13 protein-coding genes are annotated in these 14,623 nt (G+C 41.8%); 1 reads left to right on the forward strand and 12 read right to left on the reverse strand.

From position 1 onward, the window contains the following. Window positions 1-47: 47 nt before the first annotated feature. Window positions 48-524, reverse strand: coding sequence for a Cys-tRNA(Pro) deacylase (gene ybaK / locus FS608_RS14125; protein WP_222127351.1), 477 nt, complete (start codon window positions 522-524; stop codon window positions 48-50). Window positions 525-805: 281 nt separating this feature from the next. Here ybaK and FS608_RS14130 point away from each other — a divergent pair, with 281 nt between their 5' ends. Continuing rightward, a complete protein-coding gene (locus FS608_RS14130) occupies window positions 806-1,267 on the forward strand; it encodes a cobalamin-dependent protein (protein WP_260871687.1) in 462 nt (153 codons plus the stop codon). Window positions 1,268-1,317: 50 nt separating this feature from the next. On the opposite strand, the gene FS608_RS14135 is transcribed toward FS608_RS14130, so the two are convergent. The 11 genes from FS608_RS14135 to FS608_RS14185 all read right to left on the reverse strand — a co-directional run bounded on the left by FS608_RS14135 (window position 1,318) and on the right by FS608_RS14185 (window position 14,520). Continuing rightward, entirely contained in the window at window positions 1,318-2,025 is a 708-nt protein-coding gene (locus FS608_RS14135) for an ABC transporter ATP-binding protein (RefSeq protein WP_144551853.1), read from the reverse strand. Further along, window positions 2,025-2,804 (reverse strand): ABC transporter ATP-binding protein, encoded by a 780-nt coding sequence (locus tag FS608_RS14140; protein WP_144551856.1) that lies wholly within the window; start codon window positions 2,802-2,804, stop codon window positions 2,025-2,027. The genes FS608_RS14135 and FS608_RS14140 overlap by 1 nt, the downstream gene beginning before the upstream one ends. Further along, window positions 2,779-3,753 (reverse strand): branched-chain amino acid ABC transporter permease, encoded by a 975-nt coding sequence (locus tag FS608_RS14145; RefSeq protein WP_144551859.1) that lies wholly within the window; start codon window positions 3,751-3,753, stop codon window positions 2,779-2,781. The genes FS608_RS14140 and FS608_RS14145 overlap by 26 nt, the downstream gene beginning before the upstream one ends. A gap of 15 nt (window positions 3,754-3,768) precedes the next feature. Then, window positions 3,769-4,647 carry a branched-chain amino acid ABC transporter permease gene (locus FS608_RS14150; protein ID WP_026568127.1) on the reverse strand — a complete coding sequence of 293 codons (879 nt, stop codon included), beginning with the start codon at window positions 4,645-4,647 and terminating at the stop codon, window positions 3,769-3,771. Between the two features lie 164 nt (window positions 4,648-4,811). Beyond that, window positions 4,812-5,984, reverse strand: coding sequence for an ABC transporter substrate-binding protein (locus FS608_RS14155; protein ID WP_144551863.1), 1,173 nt, complete (start codon window positions 5,982-5,984; stop codon window positions 4,812-4,814). A gap of 317 nt (window positions 5,985-6,301) precedes the next feature. Continuing rightward, window positions 6,302-7,507, reverse strand: coding sequence for an MFS transporter (locus FS608_RS14160; protein ID WP_144551866.1), 1,206 nt, complete (start codon window positions 7,505-7,507; stop codon window positions 6,302-6,304). Between the two features lie 372 nt (window positions 7,508-7,879). Beyond that, the gene (locus FS608_RS14165) at window positions 7,880-9,742 is read right to left on the reverse strand and encodes an ABC transporter ATP-binding protein (RefSeq protein WP_144551870.1); all 1,863 of its coding nucleotides are present in this window, start codon (window positions 9,740-9,742) and stop codon (window positions 7,880-7,882) included. Continuing rightward, on the reverse strand, window positions 9,742-11,472 hold the full coding sequence (locus FS608_RS14170; RefSeq protein ID WP_144551873.1) for an ABC transporter ATP-binding protein: 1,731 nt from the start codon (window positions 11,470-11,472) through the stop codon (window positions 9,742-9,744). Before FS608_RS14170 ends, FS608_RS14165 begins: the two co-directional genes overlap by 1 nt. 146 nt (window positions 11,473-11,618) lie before the next feature. Continuing rightward, window positions 11,619-11,969: an ASCH domain-containing protein gene (locus FS608_RS14175; RefSeq protein ID WP_144551876.1), complete on the reverse strand. Its 351-nt coding sequence runs from the start codon at window positions 11,967-11,969 to the stop codon at window positions 11,619-11,621. 76 nt (window positions 11,970-12,045) lie between these two features. Beyond that, complete coding sequence (locus FS608_RS14180; RefSeq protein WP_144551879.1) at window positions 12,046-13,761, reverse strand: GMC family oxidoreductase; 1,716 nt, start codon at window positions 13,759-13,761, stop codon at window positions 12,046-12,048. Between the two features lie 18 nt (window positions 13,762-13,779). After that, the gene (locus FS608_RS14185) at window positions 13,780-14,520 is read right to left on the reverse strand and encodes a gluconate 2-dehydrogenase subunit 3 family protein (RefSeq protein WP_144551882.1); all 741 of its coding nucleotides are present in this window, start codon (window positions 14,518-14,520) and stop codon (window positions 13,780-13,782) included. Window positions 14,521-14,623: the final 103 nt, after the last annotated feature.

Below are 14,623 nucleotides of genomic sequence, written 5' to 3' on the forward strand. Positions count from 1 at the left end.
TATCTTATGCGATTGTCACCTATAGGTGAGTGCCTAGGAAAAAAATCTTACTTAATAACTGGGACAATGTCAGCTTTTGTGACCTCTTGCAATTGGACTGGGGCTAAAACGATTTGGACACCAATCTTCCCGGCACTGACAATGATGGTATCCAAGTCCTTTGCATGTTCATCAATAAACGTCTTATACTCCTTTTTCATACCAATCGGCGAACAGCCGCCACGGATATATCCTGTCCATTTCTGAATATCCTTGACGGGAAGCATTTCAACATTCTTTTCACCAGCTGCCTTCGCGGCCCTTTTTAAATCCAATTCCTCAGCAACGGGAATAACGAAGACATAGATATTCTTGCTGGCTCCCTGTGCAACGAGCGTCTTATAGACTTCCTTGGGGTCTCTGCCGATTTTTTCAGCAACAGAGACACCGTCAATTTTTCCATCTTTATTATCATAGGTAAACATGTCATAGCTGACCTTTTTTGCATCTAATATGCGCATCGCATTCGTTTTTGCTTGTGCCACGTTATCATTCCTCCCTGAATTTGAAGGCTCCAAAATAATTTCTAGCATACTGGATTAGCTGAATTTACACAAAATCACCCAAAATCTGTCACCCATTTGTCACTCTAATAAACAATTATTATAGTACACTAAAATTAATAATAAATTACTTTCATTTCCAAAATAGATAATATATTCATTAATACTATTTAAAAACAGGTCTATGTTCAACACTTCACAAACAATATACAAACATATAAAATGACGCTGTTTTCTATACTATTTTCCATGAGGTGAAATAAATGAAATACGATTTAGTCCTTTTGCATGCACCAAGCGTCTATGATTTTCGGAAAAACTCCCTGCTTGCCGGTCCCATCAGTGATGTGGTCCCCTCGTCACCCGTATTTGAGATGTACCCGATTGGCATTACCAGTATCGCGGAATACCTGGAAAGGTACAGCCTTCGAGTGAAAATCATTAATATCGCCAATCGCATGCTCATGAGTGACAAATTTGATGTCGAAGCAAAGTTAAAGAACATCCAAACAAAAGCCTTCGGAATTGACTTACACTGGCTTCCACATGCACATGGCAGCATCGAGGTAGCTAGACTAGTTAAAAAGCTTCATCCTATTACCCCTGTAATCTTTGGCGGCCTACAGTTGTATGAGGATTATGCAAACAAAATTAGACATCTAATGCAGCCAAAACGCCGTCAGCAATTCCGGCTTGATCCTGAACACCGGAAAATGAAAATATAATGTTAAAAGGAGTTGGGGGACCCCCAACTCCTTTTTGAAGGCGGATCGAATTAATGTCCGCCAAGATAAGCATTTCTAATTTGGTCACTTGAGCTAAGCTCTTCGGCTGTACCAGAAGCGACAATTTTTCCTGTTTCAATAACATAAGCACGGTCCGCGATCGAGAGGGCCATATTGGCATTTTGTTCTACTAATAGAATCGTTGTGCCTGTTTTATTGATTTCCTCGATAATCTTGAAAATCGTTTTTACTAATAGTGGAGCAAGACCCATGGACGGTTCATCTAACAGTAATAGACGTGGCCTAGCCATCAATGCTCGTCCCATTGCGAGCATTTGCTGCTCTCCACCTGAAAGGGTACCTGACTGCTGTTTTTTACGCTCTAACAACCGTGGGAACAGTTGATACACCTTTTCAAAATCTTCCTGAATTCCTTTTTTATCTTTCCTTAAGTACGCACCTAATTCAAGGTTTTCCTCCACTGACATGTTCGAGAACACGCGGCGGCCTTCCGGTACTTGTGAAATTCCACGTTTCACAATTGATTGTGGAACCTTTCCGGCTACATGTTCGCCTTCAAACAATACTTCACCATTTTTCGGCTTTAATAGTCCTGAGATTGTTTGTAAAAGCGTGCTTTTACCTGCACCATTGGCACCAATCAACGTAACAATTTCTCCTTGATTGATCTCGAGGGAAACCCCCTTTAGTGCGTGGATATTACCATAATAAACATTTATATCATTTACTTTTAGCATTAGGAGACCTCCTCTCCAAGATAGGCTTCGATGACTTTTGGATTATTTCTGATTTGTTCTGGTGTCCCATCCGCAATTAATTGACCGTGGTCAAGCACATAGATGCGCTCGCACACCCCCATAACAAGACCCATGTCATGTTCAATTAAGAGGATTGTTAATGAAAACTTTTCACGGATTAATGCAATTAAGTTCATTAATTCTTCTGTTTCCTGCGGGTTCATCCCGGCAGCCGGTTCATCGAGTAGTAATAATTTTGGTCCGGCTGCTAAAGCCCGGGCAATTTCAAGGCGGCGCTGCTGACCATACGGTAAGTTCTTCGCCTTTTCATGCATTACATTTTCCAACTTGAAGATTTTCAAGAAGTCAATTGCCTTTTCTTCCATTTCCTTTTCACCAGCAAAGTGAGCTGGAAGGCGGAAGATAGAGCTTACCATCGAATGCTTAGCCAACGAATGATAAGCGACCTTTACATTATCGAGAACAGACAGATCACTAAACAAGCGAATGTTTTGGAAGGTCCGACTAATTCCTTTTTTGGTGATTTTATAGGGTGCTGAGCCATTAAGTTTTTCACCTGCTAACGAAATGGTTCCCTCTGTTGGAACATAGACACCTGTTAACAAGTTAAAAAATGTGGTTTTACCTGCACCATTGGGACCAATTAAACCGACAAGTTCACCCTGATTTAATTGCAAGTTTACATCAGATACAGCTTTTAAACCGCCGAATCGGATCCCAACATTTTCTACTTTAAGCAATTGGGTTTTTGTTGTCATGCTTTACTCCTCCTTTAGCCGCTTTACCAACTTTAAAGAATGAGGTAATTTCTTTTGTGCCGAGCAGGCCTTGTGGACGGAAAAGCATCATCACGATTAAGACAAGGCTGTATATAACCATCCGAACTTCTGGATAGCTAGATAGATAAGTTGAAATGATCGTTAACAGGATCGCAGCAATCACTGCTCCTGACATACTTCCTAATCCGCCTAGAACGACGAATATTAAAATATCAAATGATTTCAAAAAGCCAAAGTTTGTCGGCTGGATAATATAAAAGTTATGCGCATATAAAGCACCGGCAATTCCGGCAAAAAACGCACCGATGGCAAAAGCTGTTACCTTATAATAGGTTGTATTAATCCCCATCGCATCGGCAGCAATTTCATTTTCTCTGATCGAAATACATGCTCGTCCATGAGTTGAATTAGTGAAGTTCGCAATCACTACAATTGTTAAAATTACGCAAAAGATCAACCAAGGCCATGTGGTAAAGTGGGAGACTGTCATTCCGCTTGCTCCACCGACATAATCAATATTTAAGAAGACAATTCTCACAATCTCTCCGAATCCAAGTGTGGCAATCGCAAGATAATCACCTTTTAATCGAAGGGAGGGAATCCCAATAATGAGACCGGCTACTGCCGCAGCTATACCGCCAACAAGAAGGGCCACTGGAAATGGGAGGCTTAATTTCATTGTCATAATGGCTGAGGCATAGGCACCAACGGCAAGGAACCCAGCATGTCCAATCGAAAACTGACCGGTAATACCAATAATTAAATGAAGACTTACTGCAAGAATAATGTTTATTCCAATAAAAAATAGCGTATTTACATAAAACTGATTCAATGAACCACCATTAATTAAAAATTGCATGACGACCGCAAATACAACGGCTAAAACGATCGAGGTCCAGAAAAATTTTGCTTGTTTTAAAATTGTCATTGCTTAAAGACCTCCTTACACCTTTTCCCTGATATTTTTACCAAATAAACCAGCTGGACGGAAAATCAAAATTAAGATAAGTACAACAAACGCTACACCGTCTCTCCATAGAGAGTAACCAGCAGCACTTACAAGTGACTCTATAACCCCTAACAATAAACCACCGGTCATCGCGCCAGGAATAATTCCAATTCCACCTAAAACAGCTGCGACAAACGCTTTAAGCCCTGGGATAATTCCCATTAACGGCTCAATTTTTGTATAGTATACCCCAAAGACGACGCCCGCCGCTCCTGCTAGAGCAGAACCGATCGCAAAAGTCGCTGAAATCGTGTTATTTACATTGATACCCATTAATCTTGCAGCATCCATGTCATGTGATACAGCCCGCATGGCTTTACCAATTTTTGTTTTATGAACGATAAATTGCAGTAAAATCATTAAGATGACGGATGTTCCTAAAATAAGGATGGACTGGCCGCTAATCTTTACTCCAAAAATCTCAAGGGTTTTTAGAGGAACGATTCCATCTGGATAAGCTTCCGGCTGAGCACCGCGAATATAAATGGTTCCATACTCGATAAACAACGAAACCCCAATCGCTGTAATAAGGGCAGCGATTCTTGTTGCATTCCGAAGAGGTTTATAGGCAATCCTCTCGATTAATACACCGAAGATTGCACAGGCAACCATTGAAATAAGTAATGCTGGGAAAAATCCTAAATCAAGAATAGTAATGGAATAAAAACCTATAAATGCACCGACCATGAAGACGTCCCCATGGGCAAAGTTAATTAATTTTACAATACCGTATACCATTGTGTAGCCTAGGGCGATTAGTGCATAAATACTGCCCAAGGAAATTCCATTGACAAGCTGCTGTATTAATTCCATATGTCTTACACTCCTTTGGACCGACTTCTACGAATCTTTTTTTAAATACAATTAAACAACGTTTGCATGTTGGGAAACTTGCATTTCTTTTAGAAAGGGGAATAGGGAGACATTACGCTCCCTATCCCTTTGGCAAACTATGAAAATTTGTCTAGCAGATACTATTATGGGTTGATCTTTGTCTTAAATTGTTGTTCACCGTTTTTGTACTCAAGGATAACTGCGGCTTTGATTGGATCGTGGTTTTTGTCAAGCTTCACTTTACCTGAAACAAGCTGTAATCCATCAGTCTCTTCAAGCGCCTTTTTAATTTTACTAGAATCACTGCTTCCAGCACGCTTAATCGCATCAGCAAGGAAGTATACTGTGTCATAACCTAGAGCTGTAAAGGCATCCGGAGATTTACCATCGTATTTCGCTTTGAATGCAGAAACGAATTCTTGAACCTTTTTATCACTATCACCTGAAGAGTAGTGGTTTGTAATAAATGTGTTATTAAGTGTTGGTGCGCCAGCGATTTCTACTAGTTTAGGAGAATCCCAACCGTCACCACCCATGATTGGTACATTTAAGCCAAGCTCACGAGCTTGTTTAATAATTAACCCAACTTCTTCATAGAAACCAGGAACAAAGATATATTCTGGATTTGCTGCTTTAATATTTGTTAAAGTAGCACGGAAATCTGTATCCTTTGCCACATACGCTTCTTCTTTAACAATTTTCCCGCCATTTGCTTCAAAATTCTTTTTGAAAGAAGCAGCCAGACCTTTAGAGTAGTCGCTTGAGCTATCAATTAATACAGCTGCACTTTTAACCTTTAAATCATTGGTCGCAAAGTTCGCGGCAACTGTACCTTGGAATGGGTCGATAAAGCATGTACGGAAGACAAAGTCATTTAGCTTTCCGTCTTTATTTGTGATCGTAGCGTTTGTTGCAGTTGGTGTGATTAATGGAATTTTGTTATCTTGAGCAATCTGTACTTGAGCTAGTGTGTTTGTACTTGTTGCTGCCCCAATCATTGCCACAACTTTATCTTGGGTGGCAAGTTTTAGTGCACCATTCGTTGCCTCAGCAGCATCCGACTTATTGTCGACTGTCACTAATTTTAATTTTTTGCCATTAATACCTTCTTTGTTGATTTCTTCGATGGCTAGTTCAATACCTTCTTTTGCCGACTGACCATAAGAAGCTACTCCGCCAGATAGTTCAAGGTTGGCACCAATTTTAATATCGCCGCCTTTTTCTCCATCACCACTAGCACTTGAATTACATCCTGCCAACACCCCTGCTGCTACCATAAAAGACATAAATACTCCAGCTAATTTTCTCTTCCTCATGACTTACCCCCTAATTTTTTGAAAAATTTTCCCAACTACTTTTGTCTAACTGTTTTAAAAAAAGATAATATTCTGAAAACATTGTACATAATATTTAAGGGTTCGTCTAGTAGTATTATACATTATTTTAAAATAATTTGCAATATATTAAAAATACTGTTTTATTAAGACAAAAACTTTATTCCACTAAAGTCGAAAAGGATTAGCTTTTATTAGGTGGGAAAGCACTGTTTTTCAAACATTTTCGTTAAATATGTTTCCCTGTTTACAATAAAAGAAAGAGACTCCAAATTAAGGAATCTCTACACCCAAAATTATTATACTAATTCTTTTCTTTTCGTTTCTTTTCCCAAGAAAAGGACCGAAAGAGCACCAACAAGAACGGCGATACAGAAAATCGTGAAGATTGTTGAAATTGGCACGTTTTTCGTAACAAGCGACCCTACCAATAATGGGCCAAGTACCCCGCCGATCCGTCCAAACGAAGCAGCCATCCCCGTACCCGTTCCACGGATGATCGTTGGGTATTGTTCTGGTGAATAGGCATAAAGGCCGCCCCACGCTCCAAGATTAAAAAATGATAACAGGATTCCTGCTGTCAGCAATTGGGCGGTGGAATCTGCCGTTCCAAAGAAATACGCACTGACTGCTGTTCCAAGTAAATATACGACTAAAACAAATTTCCGACCGAATTTTTCAATAAACCATGCGGCCGTGAAGTAACCTGGCAGCTGTGCCAAGGTCATAATTAAAACATATTCAAAGCTTTTTACTAAGCTAAAGCCCTTCATACCCATGACGCTTGGAAGCCAGAGGAACATCCCATAATAGGAAAAGACGACACAAAACCAGACGATCCACAGCATTGTGGTCTGACGGCGATACTCCTTCGACCATAATTTTGCAAAGCTTTGAAAAGCAGAGATTCTTTCGGTTTTCTTTAATGCTGTAAAGCGCGGTGAGTCAGGTAAACCAATTCTTAAATATAAAGCATACAAGGCAGGAATAGCACTAATAATTAAGGCAATCTGCCAGCCATACTTTGGAATGATAAAGTAGGAAATAAGGGCGGATACCAACCATCCGCCGGCCCAAAAACTCTCCAGCAGGACAACCACTCTGCCGCGTTTTTCAGCAGGGACACTTTCTGATACGAGGGTCGAGGCAACCGGTAGTTCTCCCCCAAGACCCGCGCCGATAAAAAATCTTAGTGCTAAAAAAGCGCCTAGTGTTGTGGTAAGCGCGGAAAGACCGCTTCCGATAGAAAATAATAATAAGGTGATGATAAATACATTTTTACGGCCGATTTTATCTGCCATTAGACCAAAAATAAGTGCACCAACGGCCATCCCGATTGAATTGATACTCCCAATCCAGCCCATCTGTCCAGGAGTTAGATCCCACTCTACTTTTAAGGCTGCGATAATGAATGAAAGCATGCCGACGTCCATGGCATCGAACATCCATCCCATACCGGCGATGCCAAGCAATCTCCGGCCTGATATTTCCTTTTTGTTGTTCATGTCGATCCCCCTAAGTTCGTAGCTTTTTTTACATTATTCCCTAAATTTCTTAAGTTTAGGTACAGAATAATTCTATTAATCATTAGTATTCTACCAACTGTCTTTACAGTTGTCATTATTTAGTGTCATTTTTTGATAGAGAGGTTTGGGATTTTATAGGAAAGGACATGAAATGGGGGCATTAACCGTTTTTTGAAAAAACAAGTCTCTACAGGCAATGAACGGGTGGTTCATTTACCGCTACAAGTCAAAAGTCGTCTCAATGGTCAATCCAAGGCAGCTTCATTTACCGCATCTACCAAAAATATGCTCCCTCCGGCAATGAAAGCTATATTGAGCACAAAAAAAGAGACTAGTTCCCCAGTCTCCACATCATTCTAATCCCGCGTCCACGTTTTTGAATTGATTATAAAACATACTATAATATTTACCTTCTTGGCTCATTAATTCCTCGTGATTACCGTTCTCGATGATTTCTCCGTGGTCGATGACCATGATGGTATCAGCACCCTGAATCGTGTTGAGGCGGTGGGCAATGATGAAGCTGGTCCGGTTCTCCATCAAGGATAGCAAGGCTTCTTGAATATGAAGCTCGGTTCGGGTGTCAATACTGCTTGTTGCCTCATCCAAGATGAGCAAAGCAGGCTTCGCTAGGATCACTCTCGCTATCGCTAACAGCTGCCGCTGTCCTTGACTTAAATTGCCGCCGTTTTCGGTTAAGACTGTTTCATATTGGTTGGGCAGCCGCTTAATAAACGTGTCGGCATTGGCCATCTTCGCCGCACGCTCGACCTCGTCGTCGGTTGCCTGCGCATTTCCATACTTGATGTTTTCCTTGATCGTTCCTGAGAATAAATATGTATCCTGGAGAACAAATCCAAAGCATCTCCGCAAACTGTCCCGTGTGTACTCACGAATATCATGGCCATCAAGCAGAATGCGTCCACTGGTCACGTCATAAAATCTCGTTAGCAAGTTTACAATGGTTGTTTTTCCTGCACCGGTTGGACCAACGAGGGCGGTACTGCTGCCGATAACAGCTTCGAAGCTGACATTTTTTAGTATGGGAACATCGGCCCGATACCCAAAACTAACATTTTCAAAAACAACATGTCCTCTTGGCTTTTCTAAATTAATGGCATGAGGATGGTCAAGCGGTTCCTCTTGTTCATCGATAATTTCAAAGACGCGCTCTGCACCAGCCACTCCGGACTGAAGAATATTAAAAATATTAGCCAAATCATTAAGCGGGCGGACGAATTGCCTCGAGTAGGTGATAAAGCTGGCAATTGCCCCAATCGTGATGATGCTTTTTACCGCAAGAATTCCACCAACCACGGCGACAATAGCAAAGCCTAAGTTATTGATCACGTTCATGATTGGCATCAAAAACCCGGACCAAATTTGCGCCTTGAGGCCGACCTCACGCAATCTTGTATTGACTACATCAAACTCTTCAATGACTTTCTCCTCATGATTAAAAGCTTTAACAATTTCAATTCCAGATATTGTTTCCTCAATCTGTCCATTTAATTTTCCAAGCTGGACTTGTTGGTCCTTAAAAAAAACACTGGTCCGTTTCGCAATCGTCCTCGTCAGTAAAAAGACGAGCGGTACGGTAATTAAGCTGGCCAGCGTTAATAATGGGCTTATTAGAAGCATTAATATTAATGACCCGGTAATAATGACCACTCCGGACATTAATTGCGTCGTCGATTGCGAGATGGAGTTACTCACGTTATCGACATCGTTCGAAAGCCTGCTCATTAACTCACCGTGTGAACGAGCATCGAAAAATGATACCGGCAAGCTTTGCAACTTTTTAAAAAGGGCATCTCGTAAGCGTTTGACAATCCGCTGCGATACACCTGCCATCAGCCAGCCTTGTAAAAAAGTAAGTAAACTGTCAGACACATAAGCAGCTACCAAAATGGCAATCATCACTTCAAGAAAGCCAAAATCGACTTTACCGCCCTGACTACTCATCGCATCAATTGCTTTTCCAATCAGGAAGGGGGCAAGCAGCATCAGGGCAGAATCAATCACGATAAAGATAAAAATGACCGATAGCATTTTTCGTTCTTTGCCGAAGTATTCCCACAGCCTTTTCAGCGTTCCTTTAAAGTTCTTCGGCTTCACAACTGGCCCGCGGCGATGAGCACCGCCAAATCCGCCAGGTCGCATCGGCGGCGGGGCAGCGGGGGTGGAGGTGGTTTGTATGTTTTCCTTTGACATTAATGCGACACCTCCTTACCTACTTGTGATTGGTAGATTTCTTGATAGACGCGGCAATCCTTCAATAGATCCTGATGGGTCCCCATCCCAACCAACTTGCCGTGATCGAGGACGATGATTTTATCGGCATCGATAATCGAGGTGATCCGCTGCGCAATTAACAAACAAGTGAGCCCCTTTGCATATTTCTTCAAGGCCTCCTTGATTTTTGCCTCTGTGGCAACATCCACGGCACTTGTACTATCATCTAAAATCAATATCTCTGGCTTTTTCACTAACGCCCGGGCAATCGAAATCCGCTGTTTTTGTCCGCCCGAAAAATTAACTCCGCCCTGACCAATTCTCGTTTGGTAGCCTTCTGGAGATTTCTCGATAAAATCATGCGCCCCTGCGATGGCCGCAGCAGCTATTACTTCCGCATCGGTTGCGTCTTCTTTCCCCCAGCGAATATTTTCCGCGACACTTCCTGTGAATAAAATATTCTTCTGAGGAACCATCGCAATTTTCTCCCGTAAAATCTTCGGGTCGACCAGTTTACTGTCCACACCATCGACCTTAATCGTTCCGCTCACGGCATCATAGAAGCGGGGAATTAGTCCGACAAGCGTGCTTTTCCCCGATCCGGTTGAACCGATGATCCCAACCGTTTCTCCAGGCAGAATTGTAAGATTAATATTTTTTAAAATAGGGTCACCCACACCACCTTCATAAGAAAAAGAAACATCTTCAAATTCAATTCGTCCTTTTTCTGTAAAAGGTTCGTCCTGCCGTTCATTCCAAGTAGGGGGGTCCTCTTGTAAAAATACTTCATTGATTCTCCCTGCAGAGGCTTTAGCTCTGACAAACATGTTAAAAACCATCGAAATCATCATCAGTGAAAATAATATTTGTGTCATATAGTTGATAAAGGCAATAATATGTCCAACTTGAATATCACCGGAATCCACGCCGTTTCCGCCAATCCAAAGGACTGCTACAATACCAAGATTGACAGTCAACATAATCAGCGGGCTAAAGGTGGCCATCAGGCGGTTCGCTGCGACGGATTTCTGTTTATAGTCGTCATTCACTGCTTTAAATTTGCCAACCTCAACATCAAACCGATTAAAGGCTTTGACAACCCTGACACCGGATAAGTACTCCCGCATCACACTGTTCACTCGGTCCAATGCTTTTTGGACACGAGAAAAGCGGGGGAATCCTAATCGTAGATTAAAAATAATTAACAAGGCAACAATCGGGACGACCACAGCCAGAACAACCGAGAGCTGCAAGTTTAACCTTGTCGCCATAATCAACCCGCCGATCGCGAGTAACGGAGCTTTAACGAATATCCGCATTAATCCATTGACAAACACCTGAACCTGGGTGACATCATTCGTCAGCCTTGTCACTAATGAGGCACGGTCAAATTTATCAATGTTTTTAAACGAAAGCATTTGAATCTTTTTAAATAAGTCTGATCTTAACTCGGTCCCGAAGTTTTGGGAAACAATGCTCGCAACCACACTTCTAGTCGAAGCAGCTACAGCGCCACCGGCTGTAATAAGCAGCATCAGTCCGCCCATTTTCAACACATAGTGGATATCCCTGTTAGCTACCCCTTCATCAATAATTTTTGCCATAATGGTAGGCTGCAATAAATCACTTAGGGCCTCAAAGGTAAGAAATAGAACCGCTATGCTAAAAGATTTCCAATATGTCCTTATGTATTTTGATAAAAATTTCATCCTCTCACTCCAGCCTGCCGGAAATCTTTCTCTAGGATTATTATAATTTTTTCCAGTGATTTAACCAAGTAATTACCCCGCTATTTTGGTTTAATTGCCCATAAAAAAAGCGGCCCATTGATGAATGGACCACGTTTCTGATGTTTCTATTTTTGAACAGGGCTAAACTCATGAACCCAAACTCGCATTTGCGGCAGCCAAGGCATTCCAGGGTGATAGCTTAAAATAGACTGTTTATATTCTTCAACTGTCGCAAAGCCCTCGCGGCGGGCATCGTCATCTGTTAGTTCACCTAATGCTTGGGAATAGACGCGATCTACCACAAAATCACGGCCTTCTAGTGTCATGATTTCACCTGGGTCTGCATAGCGGCCATTACGGCGTGTCGCTGTTTTTTCACCTGAAAGAACTTTTTTCACATCGGCTTCCATCGTTACTAAGCGATCTACCGAGCAAGTTTTTGGTGGTAAGGTATTGTTATCATTTACTGTCGTCATTTTTTCTCCTCCTATTTCCAATTCATTTATCTATATTAACACTATCAAGATGATTTAATCCAATTTTGAAAAGAATTTACACCACTTGTCCGCCTTTATCCCGGTATTTAAGAATGCCTTCAGCTGCGCGGTAGGCTAGGGCACCGACTGTATCGGTTGGATTGTAACCGGAGTTGTGCGGAAACGCGGTTGCACCCACAACAAACAAGTTATCATAATCCCACATTTGCAAATAATTATTTACTGCCGAGGTTGCAGGGTCATCCCCCATGATGACGCCGCCGGTATTGTGTGTGGATTGATACGTAGTGATATCATATGGACCCAATTCTTTCATCGTATCGATATGATTCGCTCCCATTTCTTTCATGACATCCGCACATTTGGAGGCAAGAAACTTGGCAAGATTCCGATCTTGATCCTCAAAATCAAACGTTATGCGTATTAATGGATCTCCGTAAGCATCTTTATAGGTTGGGTCAAGGTCTAAATAATGGTGTTGAAACGGCATAGAGGAACCTTGAGCACCTATGGATAAAAAGCGGTTCGCATATTTAACCGACTTTTCCTTAAATTCTTTTCCCCAGGTTGGTTTGCCGCCAGGAACCGGGTTATTTTGAATCGGTCTCATTCCCGTTTGGCTGAGCGAAACCATTCCGCCATGGATAAAATTGACCTTAGAGTGGTCAAAATTATCACCATTATAGTCATCCAAAACCATGCCAAGCGATCCTGCCCCTGCAAAGGTATTAAACTCTTTATCATCAAAAAAGCCTACCGCATTTCCTTTGATGACTTGATACGCATAATTTTTTCCAATCACGCCTTTACCTGATTGCGGATCATATGCTTTACCTACGTCCGACATTAATAATAGACGGATGTTATTAAATACATAACTGGTCATTACAACAATATCTGCCGGCTGCTCAATTTCCTCACCGGTAGTCACATCGGTGTACAATACGCCCGTTACTTTATCGCCCTTTTTTAATATTCTTCTTACATTTGAGTGGGTTCTTATTTCAAAATTGCCCGTTTTGTTGGCAACAGGAATAACGGTCACCACAGGGTCTGCTTTTGCTCCATATTCACAGCCAAAGCGCTCGCAGTAACCGCAATATTGACAGGCTGCCCGTGAGACTCCATCTGGATTTTTGTAGGATTCTGAAAGATTCGCAGACGGCATCATATATGGGTGCAATTTCAGCTTTTTCGCCGCTTCCTCAAACATCTTTAATGGTGGTGACTTTTTCATAGGCGGCGTAGGATACTTGTCCGAACGTTTACCAGCCAGCGGATTCTCTTCTCCGGAAATACCGGTTAGCTTTTCAAATTTATCATAATAGGGTTCTAATTCATCATAGGTAATGCCCCAATCCTGGATGGTCATCCCGGCTGGAATTTTCTTTTTCCCATATCTTTCGACGGTTTTGCTATAGATTTCAAAATCGTAGGGCAAAAAGCGGAAAGTCTGTCCGTTCCAATGGACACCCGACCCCCCTAAACCATCGCCAAGCAAAAATGACCCATACTGACGCATCGGCAAAGCACGAATTCGTTCATTTCCTCGGAAAGTAATTGTTTCCTTTGACAGATCTTGCATCATTCCATAGCGTAATGCATAACGAAGTTCGTCATGAACCATAAAGTAATCTTCTGTTTTGCGTTCCTTACCCCTTTCCAAACCAACGACCTTTAGTCCCTTTTTTGTCAGTTCAGAGGCAATGATTCCACCTGCCCAACCTACACCAACAATCACTACATCGACTTTCGGTAATTTCCTTGCCATCGCTGCCACCTGCCCTTTTTAGTGATTTAAATGATTCTTTAAGCTTTGTGGATTTATTTTCTTAAAATCTTTTTCAATAACATCTGTGTATGCCATTTGACTGCCTGGATAATTTCTCATTTTCCAGCCGTCCATATTTTTATTTCCTCCATAGAGTGGATCGCTATAAGCACCTTCTAGCGTTGCGCTTCTCAGCAAAAGGAAGAATCCACTTGGAGAAATGGTCGTCAAATTCACCTTATCTTGTTCAAAATCACTAAGAATGGCATCCTGTTCTTCCTCTTTGAGTTCGGTGAATTTTTTCTTATGGACCGCCATACTGTGATTTTGAAGTTCCCTTAGGCCAATATCAAAAATGTCTCTGCGCCTTAACCGGCCTTGGTAGCCTTGGACTTTTTCCCCTTTAAAAAAAGGAGCCTGCATATATTCCCTTGCATTAAAACCCCAATCACCTGCTAACTGATGGTCAATGAAGAAAGCTACCCCGAGTGCTTTAGCACCCGGTCCAGACTCATCCTCAGGAAAAATCCGTTCCGTTGCGGCTTCAGTCAGTTGAAATTGTTCAGGTGTAAAATACATGAGTGCCTGATTGAAATTCTCTGCCGCAGGTGGTGGTGCTTTTTGTTGTTTATCATTATTTCGAGGGATTAGACTACCCAAGACACCACCAACTGCTAGACCGCCAACAGTGAAGCCTGTATTGCGTAAAAACTTTCTTCTTGATAAGGTTTCAGGATTCTGTTTGTTTTCTTCAGCCATTTTCGAACCTCCATGGTTTTTCGACATTATTCTCAATCAACTAATTTTAATATGTTCCCAAAATAATCCACTCATACTTAGAAATAGCAGCGGAGAAAATAAT

The organism is Bacillus sp. X1(2014) (genome assembly GCF_007678255.1).

Coding starts and splice junctions, on each gene's coding strand:
- FS608_RS14130 (WP_260871687.1), top strand. CDS start 806: ATGAAATACGATTTAGTCCTTTTGCATGCACCAAGCGTCTATGATTTT.
- FS608_RS14135 (WP_144551853.1), bottom strand. CDS start 2,025: ATGCTAAAAGTAAATGATATAAATGTTTATTATGGTAATATCCACGCA.
- FS608_RS14140 (WP_144551856.1), bottom strand. CDS start 2,804: ATGACAACAAAAACCCAATTGCTTAAAGTAGAAAATGTTGGGATCCGA.
- FS608_RS14145 (WP_144551859.1), bottom strand. CDS start 3,753: ATGACAATTTTAAAACAAGCAAAATTTTTCTGGACCTCGATCGTTTTA.
- FS608_RS14150 (WP_026568127.1), bottom strand. CDS start 4,647: ATGGAATTAATACAGCAGCTTGTCAATGGAATTTCCTTGGGCAGTATT.
- FS608_RS14155 (WP_144551863.1), bottom strand. CDS start 5,984: ATGAGGAAGAGAAAATTAGCTGGAGTATTTATGTCTTTTATGGTAGCA.
- FS608_RS14160 (WP_144551866.1), bottom strand. CDS start 7,507: ATGAACAACAAAAAGGAAATATCAGGCCGGAGATTGCTTGGCATCGCC.
- FS608_RS14165 (WP_144551870.1), bottom strand. CDS start 9,742: ATGTCAAAGGAAAACATACAAACCACCTCCACCCCCGCTGCCCCGCCG.
- FS608_RS14170 (WP_144551873.1), bottom strand. CDS start 11,472: ATGAAATTTTTATCAAAATACATAAGGACATATTGGAAATCTTTTAGC.
- FS608_RS14175 (WP_144551876.1), bottom strand. CDS start 11,969: ATGACGACAGTAAATGATAACAATACCTTACCACCAAAAACTTGCTCG.
- FS608_RS14180 (WP_144551879.1), bottom strand. CDS start 13,761: ATGGCAAGGAAATTACCGAAAGTCGATGTAGTGATTGTTGGTGTAGGT.
- FS608_RS14185 (WP_144551882.1), bottom strand. CDS start 14,520: ATGGCTGAAGAAAACAAACAGAATCCTGAAACCTTATCAAGAAGAAAG.